Genomic DNA, 14573 nt, shown 5'->3' on the forward strand with positions numbered 1-14573 from the left:
GCACGCCCCCATATGACCCGATATGGGGGCGTGGGGCCGACACCACGATGCACCCGTCTGCGCGGCACAGGACGGGGCAAGGGGCCGCGACCACCGCACTGGTCCGACTCAGCCGTGAGTCAGGTCACCCTGTGACCGCGATCTTTGCGACCTCCGGCGAAATACGCAACACTGGTGTTGTGAAAAACGCCGAGACCCACCTTGACGCCGTGCACCAGCACGACGGCAAGACTCGGCGTGCCGTAGCCAGGCTCCTGCTGGAGCAGGGCCCGGTCACCGCGGCAGCCGTCGCGGAGGAACTGGGCATCAGCCCCACGGCCGTGCGTCGTCACATAGACGCGCTGCTCGCGGACGGCGAGGCGATCACCAGGGACGCACCGCGGCAGACCCAACGTGGCCGTGGCCGTCCCGCGAAGCTGTTCCTCCTGACTGACGCCGGACGCGCCCGGTTCGGCCACGCCTACGACGACCTCGCGGTCGCCGCCATCAGGTTCCTCGCCCAGACGGGTGGGGAAGAGGCTGTGCGCGCGTTTGCGCAGAGTCGTGTCGACGCGCTGGTGGACCGGCATCGTTCGGCGATCGTGGCCCAGGTCACGCCCTCCGAACGGGCTAAGGCCCTCGCAGCCGCGTTGACCAGGGAGGGTTACGCTTCATCGGCTCGCAACGTCGGGGTGGGCGAGCAGTTGTGCCAGCACCACTGCCCCGTCGCCCACGTCGCAGCCGAGTTCCCCCAGCTGTGCGAGACCGAGACGGAGACGTTCGCGAACCTCCTCGGTACCCACGTGCAGCGCCTCGCGACGATCGCCCGCGGCCACGCCGTGTGCACGACGCACATCCCGAACACTTCACGGATCCCAGATGATGGAGGGGAGCCCGCATGACTGCCGCTGCCGAGCAGCGCACGCCCACCACGGTGCAGTCTCCGCTCACGCAGGAAGAGACGATTGCGTCTCTCGGCAACTACGAGTTCGGCTGGGCCGACTCGGACACTGCCGGCGCGAGCGCCCGCCGAGGAATCAACGAGGACGTCGTCCGCGACATCTCGGCGAAGAAGAGCGAGCCCGAGTGGATGCTCGAGTACCGGTTGAAGGCGCTCAAGCTCTTCGACCTCAAGCCGATGCCGAACTGGGGCGCTGACCTCTCTGGGATCGACTTCGACTCGATCAAGTACTTCGTGCGGTCCACGGAGAAGCAGGCCACCTCGTGGGAGGACCTGCCCGAGGACATCAAGAACACCTACGACCGCCTGGGCATCCCGGAGGCGGAGAAGCAGCGCCTCGTCGCGGGTGTCGCCGCCCAGTACGAGTCCGAGGTCGTCTACCACCAGATCCGCGAGGACCTGGAGCAGCAGGGTGTCATCTTCGTCGACACCGACTCGGGCCTGCGTGACTACCCGGAGCTCTTCAAGGAGTACTTCGGTTCCGTCATCCCCGCGGGTGACAACAAGTTCTCCGCGCTGAACTCCGCGACGTGGTCCGGCGGCTCGTTCATCTACGTGCCGAAGGGCGTGCACGTGGACATCCCGCTGCAGGCCTACTTCCGGATCAACACCGAGAACATGGGCCAGTTCGAGCGCACGCTGATCATCGTCGACGAGGGTGCCTACGTGCACTACGTCGAGGGCTGCACGGCGCCGATCTACTCCTCGGACTCGCTGCACTCGGCCGTCGTCGAGATCATCGTGAAGAAGGGCGGCCGCTGCCGCTACACGACGATCCAGAACTGGTCGAACAACGTCTACAACCTGGTCACCAAGCGCGCCAAGGCCGAAGAGGGCGCGACCATGGAGTGGGTCGACGGCAACATCGGCTCCAAGGTGACCATGAAGTACCCGGCCGTGTTCCTCATGGGCGAGCACGCCAAGGGCGAGGTCCTCTCGATCGCGTTCGCGGGCGAGGGCCAGCACCAGGACGCCGGCGCCAAGATGGTCCACATGGCCCCGCACACCTCCTCGACCATCGTGTCGAAGTCGGTGGCGCGCGGCGGTGGCCGCACGTCGTACCGCGGCCTGGTCCAGGTCAACAAGCGGGCGCACCACTCGAAGTCCACGGTGAAGTGCGACGCGCTGCTGGTCGACACCATCAGCCGCTCGGACACCTACCCGTACGTCGACGTCCGCGAGGACGACGTCGCGATGGGCCACGAGGCCACGGTCTCGAAGGTCTCCGAGGACCAGCTGTTCTACCTGATGTCGCGCGGCCTCAACGAGGACGAGGCCATGGCGATGATCGTGCGCGGGTTCGTCGAGCCCATCGCGCGCGAGCTCCCCATGGAGTACGCCCTCGAACTGAACCGCCTGATCGAACTGCAGATGGAAGGGGCCGTCGGCTGACATGGCCGCCCTGTCGACTCAACCTCACTCCCACGGAGCTGTCGTTCCCGTGGCCTCGCGCGCAGAGCACTTCACGTCGTACGACGTGGACGCGTTCGAGGTCCCGGGCGGCCGTGAGGAGATCTGGCGCTTCACGCCTCTCAAGCGTCTTGCCGGTCTGCACTCCGGCGCTGCGGCAACGGGTTCCGCTGCCGTCGAGGTGAACGCCGCCGCCGGTGTCACCGTCGAGACGGTCGGTCGTGACGACGACCGCCTCGGCAAGGCCGGCGTCCCCGGCGACCGCATCGCCGCGCAGGCGTACTCGTCGTTCTCGCAGGCGACGATCGTGACGCTGCCCGGTGACGCGAAGTCCGAGCCCACGACCGTCACGGTCACGGGTGCCGGTGCTTCCCAGGTCGCCTACGGCCACATCCAGATCAAGGCCTCGCAGTTCGCCGAGGGCACCGTGATCCTGGACTTCCGCGGCTCCGGCGCGTACGCGGACAACGTCGAGTTCCTCGTCGCGGACGGCGCGCACCTCACGGTGATCGCCATCCACGACTGGGCCGACGACGCCGTGCACGTCTCGCAGCACCACGTGAAGCTCGGCCGCGACGCGACCATCAAGCACACCGTGGTCACGCTCGGCGGCGACGTCGTGCGCGTGACGCCGGTCGTGCAGTACGCGGGTCGCGGTGGTGACGCGGAGCTGTTCGGTCTGTACTTCGCGGACGCGGGCCAGCACCAGGAGCACCGGCCGTTCATCGACCACGGGCAGGCCAACTGCCGCAGCAACGTCGTCTACAAGGGCGCGCTGCAGGGCGAGGGCGCGCACGCGGTGTGGATCGGTGACGTGCTCATCCGCGTCGCGGCCGAGGGCACCGAGACGTTCGAGCTGAACCGGAACCTGATCCTGACCGACGGCGCGCGTGCCGACTCGGTGCCGAACCTGGAGATCGAGACCGGCGAGATCGAGGGTGCGGGCCACGCCAGCGCCACCGGCCGGTTCGACGACGAGCAGCTGTTCTACCTGCAGGCGCGCGGCATCCCGGAGGACCAGGCACGGCGTCTCGTCGTGCGCGGCTTCTTCCAGGAGCTGATCGCGAAGATCCACGTTCCCGAGGTGCGCGAGCGCCTCGAGGCCGCCATCGAGGCAGAGCTCGAGGCGGTCGGCGCGTGATCAAGGTGTGTGCACTGTCCTCTTTGGACGACCGCAAGCCCTTCGCGGCCACCGTGGACGACGTGGACGTCGTCCTGGTGCGCGAGGGCGAGCGGGTGCACGCGCTCGCGGATCTGTGCTCGCACGCCGCGGTGTCGCTGAGCGAGGGCGAGGTCTCCCGCAAGGGGATCGAGTGCTGGTTGCACGGGTCGTGCTTCGACCTGGAGACCGGCAAGCCCTCGTCGCCGCCCGCCAGCGAACCGGTCGACGTCTACGCCGTCGACATCCGTGACGGCGACGTGTTCGTCGACGTCACCGTCACCACGAACTGACTTAGCTAGACCACCAGGAGATTCAGCAGTCATGGCCACCCTTGAGATCAAGGACCTGCACGTCTCGGTCGTCAGCGAGGACGCTCCCAAGGAGATCCTCAAGGGCGTCGACCTGACGATCAAGGCCGGCGAGACGCACGCCATCATGGGCCCCAACGGCTCCGGCAAGTCCACGCTGTCCTACGCGATCGCCGGGCACCCGAAGTACACGATCACCTCGGGCACCGTCACGCTCGACGGTGAGGACGTCCTCGAGATGTCCGTCGACGAGCGCGCCCGCGCCGGCCTGTTCCTCGCCATGCAGTACCCGGTCGAGGTCCCCGGCGTCTCGATGTCGAACTTCCTGCGCACCGCCGCCACCGCCGTCCGCGGCGAGGCCCCGAACCTCCGCCACTGGGTGAAGGAGGTCAAGGGTGCGATGGCCGAGCTCGACATCGACCCGGCCTTCGCCGAGCGCTCGGTGAACGAGGGCTTCTCCGGCGGTGAGAAGAAGCGCCACGAGATCCTGCAGCTGGGCCTGCTCGCGCCGAAGGTCGCGATCCTCGACGAGACCGACTCCGGCCTCGACGTCGACGCGCTGCGCGTCGTGTCCGAGGGGGTCAACCGCTACAAGGCCTCCGGTGAGGTCGGCGTCATGCTGATCACGCACTACACCCGGATCCTCAAGTACATCGAGCCGGACTTCGTGCACGTCTTCGCGAACGGCCGGATCGTCGAGTCGGGCGGCCGCGAGCTCGCCGACCAGCTCGAGTCCGAGGGTTACGTGAAGTACACCGGCAAGACGGAAGCCGCAGCCCTTTCCTAACGTTGCAGGTGTTGAGAGGAGGCGCTGTGACCACCACCGCAGCACCACTGGACGTAACCGCCCTCAGGGCGGACTTCCCGATCCTGTCTCGCACCGTTCGTGACGGGAAGCGCCTGGTCTACCTGGACTCCGGCGCCACCTCGCAACGCCCGACGCAGGTTCTGGACGCGGAGAAGGCATTCCTGCAGACCGCCAACGCGGCGGTCCACCGGGGTGCCCACCAGCTGGCAGAGGAAGCGACCGACGCGTACGAGGGTGCGCGTCAGCGCATCGCGGACTTCGTCGGCGCCGACTTCGGCGAGCTGGTGTTCACCAAGAACGCCACCGAGGGCTTCAACCTCGTGGCGTACGCGATGGGCAACGCGGCGACCTCGGGTCCCGAGGCCGAGCGGTTCCGGATCGGTCCCGGCGACGAGATCGTCGTGACCGAGATGGAGCACCACGCGAACCTCGTTCCGTGGCAGCAGCTCGCTTCCCGGACCGGCGCGACGCTGAAGTGGTTCAAGCTGAACCCCGACGGCCGTCTCGACCTGTCCGATGTGGACAGCGTGATCACCGCGCGCGCCAAGGTCGTGGCGTTCACGCACCAGTCGAACGTGACCGGCGTGATCAACCCGGTCGACGTGCTCGTCGCGGCGGCGCAGAAGGTCGGCGCGCTGACCGTGCTGGACGCGTGCCAGTCCGTTCCGCACAGCCCGGTGAACTTCCGGAAGCTGGGCGTGGACTTCGCGTCGTTCTCCGGCCACAAGATGCTCGGCCCGTCCGGCATCGGTGTCCTCTACGGACGGCGTGAGCTGCTGGAGGCGTTGCCCCCCTTCATCACCGGCGGTTCGATGATCGAGCTGGTGAAGATGGAGGGCTCGACGTTCGCCCCGCCGCCGCAGCGCTTCGAGGCCGGTTCGCCGATGACGTCCCAGGCCGTCGGTCTGGGCGCGGCGGTGGACTACCTCAGCGTCGTGGGCATGGAGCGGATCAACGCCCACGAGCACGCGCTGACCGTTGCGGCGCTTGAGGGTCTGTCGTCCGTCAAGGGCGTCCGGCTGATCGGCCCGGCCGACGCGGTGAACCGCGGCGGCGCCGTGCCGTTCGAGATCGAGGGCGTCCACCCGCACGACGCCGGCCAGGTGCTCGACAGCCTGGGCATCGCCGTGCGCGTCGGCCACCACTGCGCGTGGCCGCTGCACCGCTGCCTGAACGCCCAGTCGTCGGTGCGCGCGACGTTCTACCTGTACAACACGATGGACGAGGTCGACGCACTGGTCGACGGCGTCCGCGAGGCGCAGAAGTTCTTCGGGGTGGCCTGAGATGCAGCTCCAGCAGATGTACCAGGAGATCATCCTGGACCACTACAAGAACCCGCACGGCCGTGGCCTGCGCGACCCGTTCGACGCGGAGTCGTTCCAGGTCAACCCGACCTGCGGCGACGAGGTCACGTTGCGCGTGAAGCTCGACGGCGAGGTCGTCTCGGACGTCTCCTACGACGGTCAGGGCTGCTCGATCAGCCAGGCGTCGACGTCGGTGCTGACCGACCTCGTCGTGGGCAAGCCCGTGGGCGAGGCGTTCAAGAAGATGGACGCGTTCGTCGAGCTGATGCAGAGCCGCGGCCAGATCGAGCCCGACGAGGACGTCCTCGAAGACGGCATCGCCTTCGCCGGCGTCTCGAAGTACCCGGCGCGCGTGAAGTGCGCGCTGCTGGGCTGGATGGCCTTCAAAGACGCAGTAGCACGAAGCCAGGGAGCAGCATGAGCACCGAAGAAGTAGTCCGGGGAGCCGAAGGCATGCCGGTCTTCGAGCCCAAGGCTGATGTCGCCGCGCTCGACGACCTCGAAGAGGCGATGCGCGACGTCGTGGACCCGGAGCTCGGCATCAACGTCGTCGACCTCGGCCTGGTCTACGACATCCACGTCGACGAGAAGAACGTCGCCACCATCGACATGACGCTCACGTCCGCGGCCTGCCCGCTGACCGACGTCATCGAGGACCAGACCCGCGCCGCCCTCACCGGTGGCACGGGCGGAGGCCTCGTGGCGGACTTCCGCATCAACTGGGTGTGGATGCCGCCGTGGGGCCCGGAGAAGATCACCGACGACGGCCGCGAGCAGCTGCGCGCGCTGGGCTTCACCGTCTGACCTAGGTTCGTTCGAACGGCGCGCGTCCTGCGGGATGCGCGCCGTTTCGCGTTGTGCAAGCGGTTGGTCCGAAAGCGCGAGTGACGGCCTCATACACGCCTGGAATGGTGGGTGGTGCCAGTCGGCCTGGGGGGCTTCCGGTTCTGGCCTTCGTTCTGCGAAGGCCTGTTGTCGCGCGTCCTCCACGCCTTCACCACACCTGGGGGACAGACGCATCATGCAGCCGAAGACGACGCTCGTCAGACGTGTCGCCATCTACCTCACGACCGTTCTCGCGTTCGCCGGGGTGCTGGTCGCACCCGCGAACGCGGACACCGAGAAGCCACCGCCCGGCATCAGCGCCGAAGCGTGGCGCACCCGCCCCACCTTCCCGGTCTTCGCCGCCGACGCGGGTCCCATCGTGTGCTTCACCGGGCACATCCAGGACTACGGCTGGCAAGCCGTGGACTGCAACGACGGGGACTGGGCGTGGGCAGGGACCACGGGCCAGTTCCGGCGCCTCGAAGCCATCCTGATCGTGGGTGCCAACACCGGCGGCGCCACGTGCGCCGAGGCGCACGGTCAGGACTACGGGTGGCAGGGCCTGCGGTGCGAGTACGACGGGCGTGAGTTCGCGATCGGCACGACCGGCCAGTTCCTGAGGATGGAGGCGTTCAGGTTCGGCCACACCACCCGCACCACCTGCAATCGGGCGCACGGCCAGGACTACGGGTGGGGCGTCTCCGGTTGCGTCGGGCCCGGCCAGACGAGGATGGCGGGCACGACCGGCCAGTCGCTCCGACTGGAGGCGGCGACAGCCACCATCCTGTGACGCTCTGACGCGGAGGGACCGCCCGAAAGGGTGGTTCCTCCGTCACATCCACTATCTGGAACTCGATTTAAATGCGTTGCGACCCCGTCCGCCGGTCGCATAGCTTGATCCCATCACCAACGACAGAGATCAACCGGAGGAAGACATGCTTGCCAACGCACAGCTCGCGGGATGGCGAATTCTCGCCCTCATCGCCGGCGGTCTGCTGGCGGTGGCGTGGGGCTCCACGCCATGACCTGATCCCCAGGTCATGACCTCGGAGCCGCCCACGGGAAACCTGGGCGGTTTTCTTTTTGTCCTGCCGGTGAGCTTCGGAAGCGGAACTGCCTCCAAAACAGTTTCCCGAGGGTTCGACTCCTTCCATCGGTGCTGCCCGAAAACAATGCGGTCGTGGTGAACTCGGCGGACACGTCGGTCTTCCAAACCGAAGAAGAGGGTTCGATGCCCTCCGACCGCTCGTCCTAGAAAGTGGATCTAGCCCAACTGGCAGAGGCACATGGTTGAGGGCCATGACAGTCGGGGTTCGACTCCCCGGATCCGCACGCCCCGGTAGCCCAACGGAAGAGGCAACGCGCTCAGAACGCGTCCAGTGCAGGTTCGAATCCTGCCCGCGGCACTGCACAACTACATACGCACAACGGGGGACGCGCCGGCGCGCAGGTGATCCTTGCAAGATCGCCCTGGAGGGTTCGACACCCTCGTCTTCCACTCACGTCCCGTAGCTCAGTCCGGTGAGAGCGTCCGTCTGATACGCGGTAGGTCCCAGGTTCAACTCCTGGCGGGACGACCAAACGTTCGTACGCGAACCAGTGAAGTAGATTGGACCCACGACCGACGGGAGTGGGTGGAGTGGCACGTCTTCACGTCGGCTGCGCGATGTGGACCCACAAGGCGTGGCCCGGCCGTTTCCTGCCGCAGCCCTTGCCGCCGAAGGACCGTCTGCGGGCGTACGCGGGCTGGTGCAACGCGGTCGAGGGCAACACCACCTTCTACGCGACCCCTTCCCGCAGCACCGTGGAGATGTGGGCGCAGCAGATCGACCCCGGTTTCCGGTTCATGGTGAAGGTGCCGAAGGTCGTCACGCACGAACGCCGGCTCGCCGGGGTCGAACGCGAGATGCGGGCTTTCCTCGACGCGATCGAACCCCTCGGTGAGCGGGCCGTGCTGTGGACGCAGCTGCCCGCGTCGTTCGGCCCGTCCGACGTCGACGCCCTCGGCCGGTTCCTGCGCAGACTGCCCGCCGACCGCCGGCGCGCGGTCGAGGTGCGCCACCTCGACTTCTTCACGGACGCGCGCTCGGTGTCGTTGCTGGAGGAGACGCTCGACGACGCGCGCGCAGAGTGGGTGCCGTTCGACACCGAGGTCCTGTTCCAGAGCCCGCCGACCAGCGAGGGCGAAGCCGAGGCGTGGGCGAAGAAGCCGAGGATGCCGCGGCGGACGCGCGCGCTGACCGATCGGCCGGTCGTCCGCTACCTGGGCAGGGACTCCGACGAGGAGACGGTGCGGGGGTGGCAGCCGTGGACCGAGGTGGTCGCGAGCTGGCTCCGCGACGGCCTCTCGCCGACGTTCTTCATGCACACCCCCAACAACGACGACGCGCCCGCGCTGGCCCGCCGCTTCCACGACGACGTGCGCGCGTTGGTTCCCGAGCTCGAACCACTGCCCGAGCCGGAACCGGTCGAGCCCGCCACCCTGTTCTGAGCCCGTGGACCACAGCAGCAGAGCACTCTCCGCGGCCGGCGCCTTGCTCTTCGCCGAAGGGGGCGTGTCCTGCTCGTCTTCGCAGGCGGCCTGCTGACGGCCGGCGCCACCTCAGGCGTAGACCCGTTCCACGAACGACGCCAGCCGGTCCTCCGGCAGGTGCCGCGCCAGATCCGCCTCCGACACCATCCCCACCAGCCGGTGGTCCTCGATCACCGGCACCCGCCGGATCTGGTTGTCCTCCATGGTCCGCAGCACCTCGGAAAGCGAGTCCGAGGCGTCGACCCAGTGGACGTGGCACCCGAACTCGCTCGCCTTGGTCGTCGTCAGGTCGAGCCCGCCGGCCACGGCCCTGATCACGATGTCGCGGTCGGTGATGATCCCGTGCAACCGGTCGTCCTCGCCGCAGATCGGCAGGGAACCGACGTCGAGGTCCCGCATCAGGCGGGCGGCCTCGACGAGGTTCGCGTCCTCGTCCACGCACTGCACGCCGGGGTGCATGATGTCGCGCGCTGTCGTCACAAGCTCCTCCTTCCGGCCTGTGCCCCAGCATCCGCCCGTCGCGGGCACCCCGCAGATCAGACCGGAGCCGTCTGCGCCACCAGGAACGCCACCACGTCGGCCAGCCTGCCGCGGCGCGCGAACGCCCTGCGCTGCCGCACCGCGCCCGTGCCGTCGAGCAGCAACCGGTCGATGCCGGTGGTGACCATCTCGTAGTCGCCCGCGAACTCCAGCGCCGGGCGGATCCACCGCAGCAGCGACGCCACGATCGACGACGCGGGGGTGGGCGCGCCGGTCGCCGGGTCGATGCCGAAGCCCTCCAGGCCGTCGCGCGCGGCACGCCACATCGCCACCTTCAGCAGGTGCGGCGGGAGCTTGAGCGGTGTGGTGCCGGAACTCAGTGCGGTGGCGGCGATCCCGCGCACCAGGGCGGCCATCAGCACGGCCTCCTCGACGGTCGGCGCGACGTCGGAGACCCGCAGTTCGAGCGTGGGGTGGTTGGCGGAGAGCCGCACGTCCCAGTAGAGCATCCCGGCGTCCATCGCCGCGCCGCTCGCGACGATCTCCTCCCGTGCCGCGTAGTACTCGGCCGCGGAGTCGAACAGCGGCGGCGCACCCGAAGTGGGCCAACGGTTCCAGACCACGTACCGCCAGCTCGCGTACCCCGTGTCGCCGTCGAGCCAGTACGGCGAGTTCGCGCCCAGCGCCAGCAACGTCGGCAGCCACGGCCGCAGGTGGTTGCTCACGAAGATCTTCGACTCGTCGTCGGGCAACCCGACGTGCACGTGGCAGCCGCAGATCGCCAGGTCGTTGGTGAGCGCGCCCATCTCCTGCGCCATCCGGTGGTAGCGCGGGGAGTTCGTCAACGGCGTGGGCATCGTGAGGCCCAGCACCGGCGTCCCGGTCGCGGCGAGCCTCGCGTCGTGCAGCGCCGCCCGTTCGATCAACGCCCTGCGCGCCACGGCCAGCTGGTCGCGCAGCACGGCCATGTCCGTGCACACCCCGCTGGCCGATTCCACCTGGTATTGCGCGATTTCCGGCTGCAGGTCGACCTCGTACCGGTCGGCACCGGCGAGAACTTCGTTGGCACGGTTGGCCAAATGGCCCGTGGAGGCTTCGACGAGAACGAATTCCTCTTCCACACCAACGGTGAGAAGGCCGTCGATGCTCCTGCGTTGCGCGGGTACCGATTGAGTTCTGCTGCCGACCTGCACGCCGAACCTCCTGTGCACTGAGTAGCACTCTCGATGCTATGAGTGATCAGCGCGCCGCACAGGAGGCGTTCGGTTGTACTTGTCAGCTCACCGCCCGTTGCGCGACACCACGCAGCACGTCGCGACGTTCAGTGCCCGGCCGGCCCATGACCCAGCTGGACCCGCCGAGCGACTTCGCGTGCTCCTTCACTGGTGCCAGCAACCGCGACACCTCTCGATACGACCCCACTGATCCTGGAGCACAGATAAGGGTCGCAAGAGAGACGGTGACGTGTCGTCCCTCTGCCGTGTACGGCTTGTCGAGCAAACGAGCACTCAGCGGAACCGTTTCGTCCAGGCCCGCGAGGAGGAGGAAGTCGTCACCGCCGACGTGCCCGACCTGCACACCGGGGAACGCGTGCGCGAGGTCCGCCAGGTCGTGCCCGATCTCGCGGATCAGGTCGTCGCCCGCCGCGAACCCGACCGAGTCGTTGACCAGCTTGAAGCCGTCGACGTCCAGCCACGAGATCGCGAAGATCTCGCCCGACTCGATGCGCCGGTCGACCTCGTCCGAGATGGCGTCGCTGCCCGGCAGCCGGGTGAGGGGGCTCAACGCGGCCGCCTGCTCCACCTTGAGCTCGGCGACACCGCGCACGACGTCGGCCACGCGCACGACGCCCATGCACCGCTCGTTGTGGTCCACGACGATGAGGTCGTCGTTGGTGCGCTCACGGTTCGCACCCGCCACCACGTCCAGCAGGTCGAGCGCGGACGACTCGGTGCCGATGACGTGAGGCTTGTCCGCGAGCCGTGCGGCTTCCCTCTTGGCGTGCAGCGCGTGCCCGTACGGCCCGGTGACCGCGAGCAGGAACCGGTTGCGGTCCACCGACCACTTCGGGCGCCCCTCGTCGTCGAGCAGCACGACACCCGTGATCGACGGCTGGGTGGCGAACACCTCGCGCACCTCGTCGCTCGTGGCGTGCTCGGGCAGCACCGTGGCGGGGTGCAGGAAGGCGGTGATCCGCGGACCGGTGTTCGCCCGGCGGATCTCACCGGTCTCCGTGACCGCCTCCGGCGAGATGCGGGCGTTCACCGCCGGTCTTCGCTGCGGGGGAGCGAGGAACTTGCCCTGCGCGTACCCCACCCCCAGCTTGCGCAGGTAGGTGAGCTCGGCCTCGGTCTCCACGCCCTCGGCCACGACCTGGCCGCCCGTGTACTCGCCGAGGTGCACCAACGACTTCACCAGCGCACCCCGCGCGGCGTCGTCGGGCAGCGTGCGGACGATCTCGCGGTCGAGCTTGACGTAGTCCGGTGAGGCGCTGGTCAGCAGGCCGAGCGGGACGTCGCCCTCGCCCACGCAGTCGAGCGCGATGCGGAAGCCGTTGTTGCGCAACGTCTGCATGCCGCGGGCGAGGCGTGCGCGGTTGGCGCGCGAGTACGGTTCGCCGATCTCGATCACGACGCTGTCCGGCGAGCGGCCGGCGTCCCTCAGCGCGCCGTAGAGCGGGCTCATGATCTCGGGCTTGTCCGCCACCGTGATCGCGAGCAGGTTCACGTGCAGCGGCAGCATCAGTTCGAAGTCGGCCGCGGAACGAACGGCGCGGCAGGCGAGTCCGATGTCGGCGTTCGCGAGCAGGCCGGCCCGGAAGGCGGCCTGGAGCAGATCCTGCACGCTGCCGTCGTGCGGCCGGGCCAGAGCCTCGATCGCGACGACGCCCCCGGTGTTGAGGTTGAACAGCGGCTGGAAGGCGAACCTGACGTCATCCAGCAATGCGGGCACGCCCTCGATCGTGCCGGTGCGAACGACGGCCACCAAGCGGGTTCACCAGCTGTTCACGATGTTGGCGGCCACATGCCACGCCGGCGCTGCGGACGGTGACACGGCGTTCACGCTGGGAGTTTGCTAGAAGAGTTTCCACCTGAGGTGGGCAGGCGCGGCGCGGAACAAGGTGTTCATCGCCTTGATGTTGCCCCGGAGGTCCTCACGCCCGGAGAGGTAGGCGCGCTGCAGCTCGGGGGCGAGCCCGAAGAACACCTCGAAGAAGTCCTTCGTCTCCTCGGCGTCGAACCGTAGGAGGACTTCGAGGCCGTGCTTGCGCATCGCGTGCACGATCCGCGCCTTGGGCGACCAGATGACGCGCTCCGGGTCCTTGCCCGCCTTGATCGCCTCGGCCACCCGCGGGGCGAGCTGGAGTGCGCTGGCGACGCTGTAACCCGTCGCGGGGTGGATGAAGCCCGCCGCCGCGCCGAACGCCCCTTTCGCGCGGGGTGCGTCGAGAGGGAAGCGGACGCGTTCTTCTTCGGTGCTCGGGTCGAGGCGTGCGTGCAGGCGATCGCGTAGTTCGTTCAGAGGCATGCCGGGCCTGCGTGCCAGACAGGTCTCCTCGACCAGAAGGCGGTTATCGCCCAGAGGGACCGTGTAGAGGAACGTGTCGCCGTCGCCGCGCCAGTCCATCAACGTGGTCTCGGTGCTGTCCGACTCGATGACCGTGCCTACTGCTGTTTGCTCGGCACGGCCCTTGCGTGCGCCCGTGGCGTTGAAGGTGTGCCGCGCCGGCTCTGGCCGTGGGAGGACGGTGACCGCTTCGGGCAGTTCGTGCAGACGTGCGTTGTCCAGGACGACGTAGGTGCGGTGGATCGGGTGCTCCTCGCGCACGTACGCGCGAACAGTCGTGCTCGTGGACTTCGTCGGAACGTCAGGCGGGAGCTCGTCGGCCCACGCGCCGTAGGTCGCCGCCCACGGGCGTTCCGGATGCCGGTCGACTATCGCCGTGCGCAGCCCTTCCCCCGCACAGGCGCGTGCGAGCGCCCGTCCGGCCGGACCTCCACCGATCACCACCACGTCGAACATCACGAGGTCCATGATTGACCTCGTGGCCAAGACCTACCGTCAGCACCTCGTGCGCCGTGTCGGCAACGTCGTCATCAGTCGCGCCGTTTCGCTCGGCATCGCACCCTCCTACTACGTGCTGCTGACGATCCGTGGCCGGCGCACTGGTGCGGAGCGGACGATTCCCATTCGCCTGATGGAGCACGACGGCCAGGAGTGGCTCGTCGCGCCGTACGGCGTTCGCGACTGGGTGCACAACGCACGGGCGGCCGGTTCGGCGGTCCTGCGAAGGGGACGCAGGTCACGTCAAGTCGATTTGAACGAGGTTTCCGCGGCCGTCGCGGCGCCCGTGCTGGCCGCATATGTGCGCAAGGAGCCCGTGACTAGGCCTTTCTTCGACGCGAAGGTCGGCGACGCGGTCTCGGCGTTCGAGGCGGAGGCAGACGGCCATCCCGTCTTCGCGGTGACGAACGCGCAGGTCAGCGGTGGTTCTGGCGCTTAGGGGACCCCCCGATTTGGAGATCGAAAGTGCCCCGTGTAATGTTCTCCAAGTCAGAGCGACACGGGCCGGGAAACAAGCCGGAACGGGCCTGACCACAAAGCCGGAAGACAAAGAGCCTCTGAGAGGCCGATTTGACACCGGCGAGCAACACCAAATAAGCTTCAAACACAGCCCCGGAAGTAAATCAGCGAAAAGCTGATGTGACTGCGGTGAGCGCGTGTTCTTTGAGAACTCAACAGCGTGCCGAAACACAGCCAGTAATATATGAATTACCTCCTCGTCGAGGTAGTTCCTTTGAG

Annotated in this window: 15 protein-coding genes and 4 tRNA genes; 15 read left to right on the forward strand and 4 right to left on the reverse strand. The window is 68.0% G+C overall.

From position 1 onward, the window contains the following. Nucleotides 1-209: 209 nt before the first annotated feature. The 14 genes from ACFWN2_RS45685 to ACFWN2_RS45750 all read left to right on the forward strand — a co-directional run bounded on the left by ACFWN2_RS45685 (nt 210) and on the right by ACFWN2_RS45750 (nt 9248). The gene (locus ACFWN2_RS45685) at nt 210-881 is read left to right on the forward strand and encodes a helix-turn-helix transcriptional regulator (RefSeq protein ID WP_382437011.1); all 672 of its coding nucleotides are present in this window, start codon (nt 210-212) and stop codon (nt 879-881) included. Continuing rightward, on the forward strand, nt 878-2332 hold the full coding sequence (gene sufB / locus ACFWN2_RS45690) for a Fe-S cluster assembly protein SufB (RefSeq protein ID WP_382437012.1): 1455 nt from the start codon (nt 878-880) through the stop codon (nt 2330-2332). The genes ACFWN2_RS45685 and sufB overlap by 4 nt, the downstream gene beginning before the upstream one ends. 1 nt (nt 2333) lies before the next feature. Then, entirely contained in the window at nt 2334-3491 is a 1158-nt protein-coding gene (gene sufD / locus ACFWN2_RS45695) for a Fe-S cluster assembly protein SufD (protein WP_382437013.1), read from the forward strand. Next, entirely contained in the window at nt 3488-3802 is a 315-nt protein-coding gene (locus tag ACFWN2_RS45700) for a non-heme iron oxygenase ferredoxin subunit (RefSeq protein WP_382437014.1), read from the forward strand. Before sufD ends, ACFWN2_RS45700 begins: the two co-directional genes overlap by 4 nt. Before the next feature lie 31 nt (nt 3803-3833). Beyond that, the gene (gene sufC / locus ACFWN2_RS45705) at nt 3834-4607 is read left to right on the forward strand and encodes a Fe-S cluster assembly ATPase SufC (protein WP_382437015.1); all 774 of its coding nucleotides are present in this window, start codon (nt 3834-3836) and stop codon (nt 4605-4607) included. A 26-nt stretch (nt 4608-4633) separates the two neighbouring features. Next, nucleotides 4634-5911, forward strand: a complete 1278-nt coding sequence (locus ACFWN2_RS45710; protein ID WP_382437016.1) for a cysteine desulfurase — start codon at nt 4634-4636, stop codon at nt 5909-5911. 1 nt (nt 5912) lies between these two features. Beyond that, entirely contained in the window at nt 5913-6353 is a 441-nt protein-coding gene (sufU, locus tag ACFWN2_RS45715) for a Fe-S cluster assembly sulfur transfer protein SufU (protein ID WP_382437017.1), read from the forward strand. Then, nucleotides 6350-6736: a metal-sulfur cluster assembly factor gene (locus tag ACFWN2_RS45720; RefSeq protein WP_382437018.1), complete on the forward strand. Its 387-nt coding sequence runs from the start codon at nt 6350-6352 to the stop codon at nt 6734-6736. Before sufU ends, ACFWN2_RS45720 begins: the two co-directional genes overlap by 4 nt. 217 nt (nt 6737-6953) lie before the next feature. Beyond that, nucleotides 6954-7547, forward strand: coding sequence for a hypothetical protein (locus ACFWN2_RS45725; protein ID WP_382437019.1), 594 nt, complete (start codon nt 6954-6956; stop codon nt 7545-7547). 384 nt (nt 7548-7931) lie between these two features. After that, nucleotides 7932-8004, forward strand: a tRNA-Gly gene (locus ACFWN2_RS45730). An 11-nt stretch (nt 8005-8015) separates the two neighbouring features. Next, nucleotides 8016-8089, forward strand: a tRNA-Leu gene (locus ACFWN2_RS45735). 1 nt (nt 8090) lies between these two features. Next, nucleotides 8091-8163: transfer RNA gene (locus ACFWN2_RS45740), tRNA-Leu, on the forward strand. A gap of 96 nt (nt 8164-8259) precedes the next feature. Next, nucleotides 8260-8337 (forward strand) — tRNA-Ile (locus ACFWN2_RS45745). A gap of 86 nt (nt 8338-8423) precedes the next feature. Then, complete coding sequence (locus tag ACFWN2_RS45750; protein WP_382437026.1) at nt 8424-9248, forward strand: DUF72 domain-containing protein; 825 nt, start codon at nt 8424-8426, stop codon at nt 9246-9248. A gap of 111 nt (nt 9249-9359) precedes the next feature. Here the strand turns inward: ACFWN2_RS45750 and ACFWN2_RS45755 are convergent, their stop codons facing one another. From ACFWN2_RS45755 to ACFWN2_RS45770, 4 genes are all read right to left on the reverse strand, one after another. After that, nucleotides 9360-9770 (reverse strand): CBS domain-containing protein, encoded by a 411-nt coding sequence (locus tag ACFWN2_RS45755; protein WP_382437020.1) that lies wholly within the window; start codon nt 9768-9770, stop codon nt 9360-9362. A gap of 56 nt (nt 9771-9826) precedes the next feature. Beyond that, nucleotides 9827-10891, reverse strand: coding sequence for a glutamate--cysteine ligase (locus tag ACFWN2_RS45760; RefSeq protein WP_382437021.1), 1065 nt, complete (start codon nt 10889-10891; stop codon nt 9827-9829). A 154-nt stretch (nt 10892-11045) separates the two neighbouring features. After that, entirely contained in the window at nt 11046-12755 is a 1710-nt protein-coding gene (locus tag ACFWN2_RS45765) for an EAL domain-containing protein (protein WP_382437022.1), read from the reverse strand. Nucleotides 12756-12845: 90 nt separating this feature from the next. Then, a complete protein-coding gene (locus tag ACFWN2_RS45770) occupies nt 12846-13805 on the reverse strand; it encodes a lycopene cyclase family protein (RefSeq protein WP_382437023.1) in 960 nt (319 codons plus the stop codon). Between the two features lie 10 nt (nt 13806-13815). Between ACFWN2_RS45770 and ACFWN2_RS45775 the strand changes: the two genes are divergently transcribed. Further along, a complete protein-coding gene (locus ACFWN2_RS45775) occupies nt 13816-14274 on the forward strand; it encodes a nitroreductase family deazaflavin-dependent oxidoreductase (RefSeq protein ID WP_382437024.1) in 459 nt (152 codons plus the stop codon). Nucleotides 14275-14573: the final 299 nt, after the last annotated feature.

The organism is Lentzea sp. NPDC058436, from assembly GCF_042721515.1.
GTDB lineage: Bacteria > Actinomycetota > Actinomycetes > Mycobacteriales > Pseudonocardiaceae > Lentzea.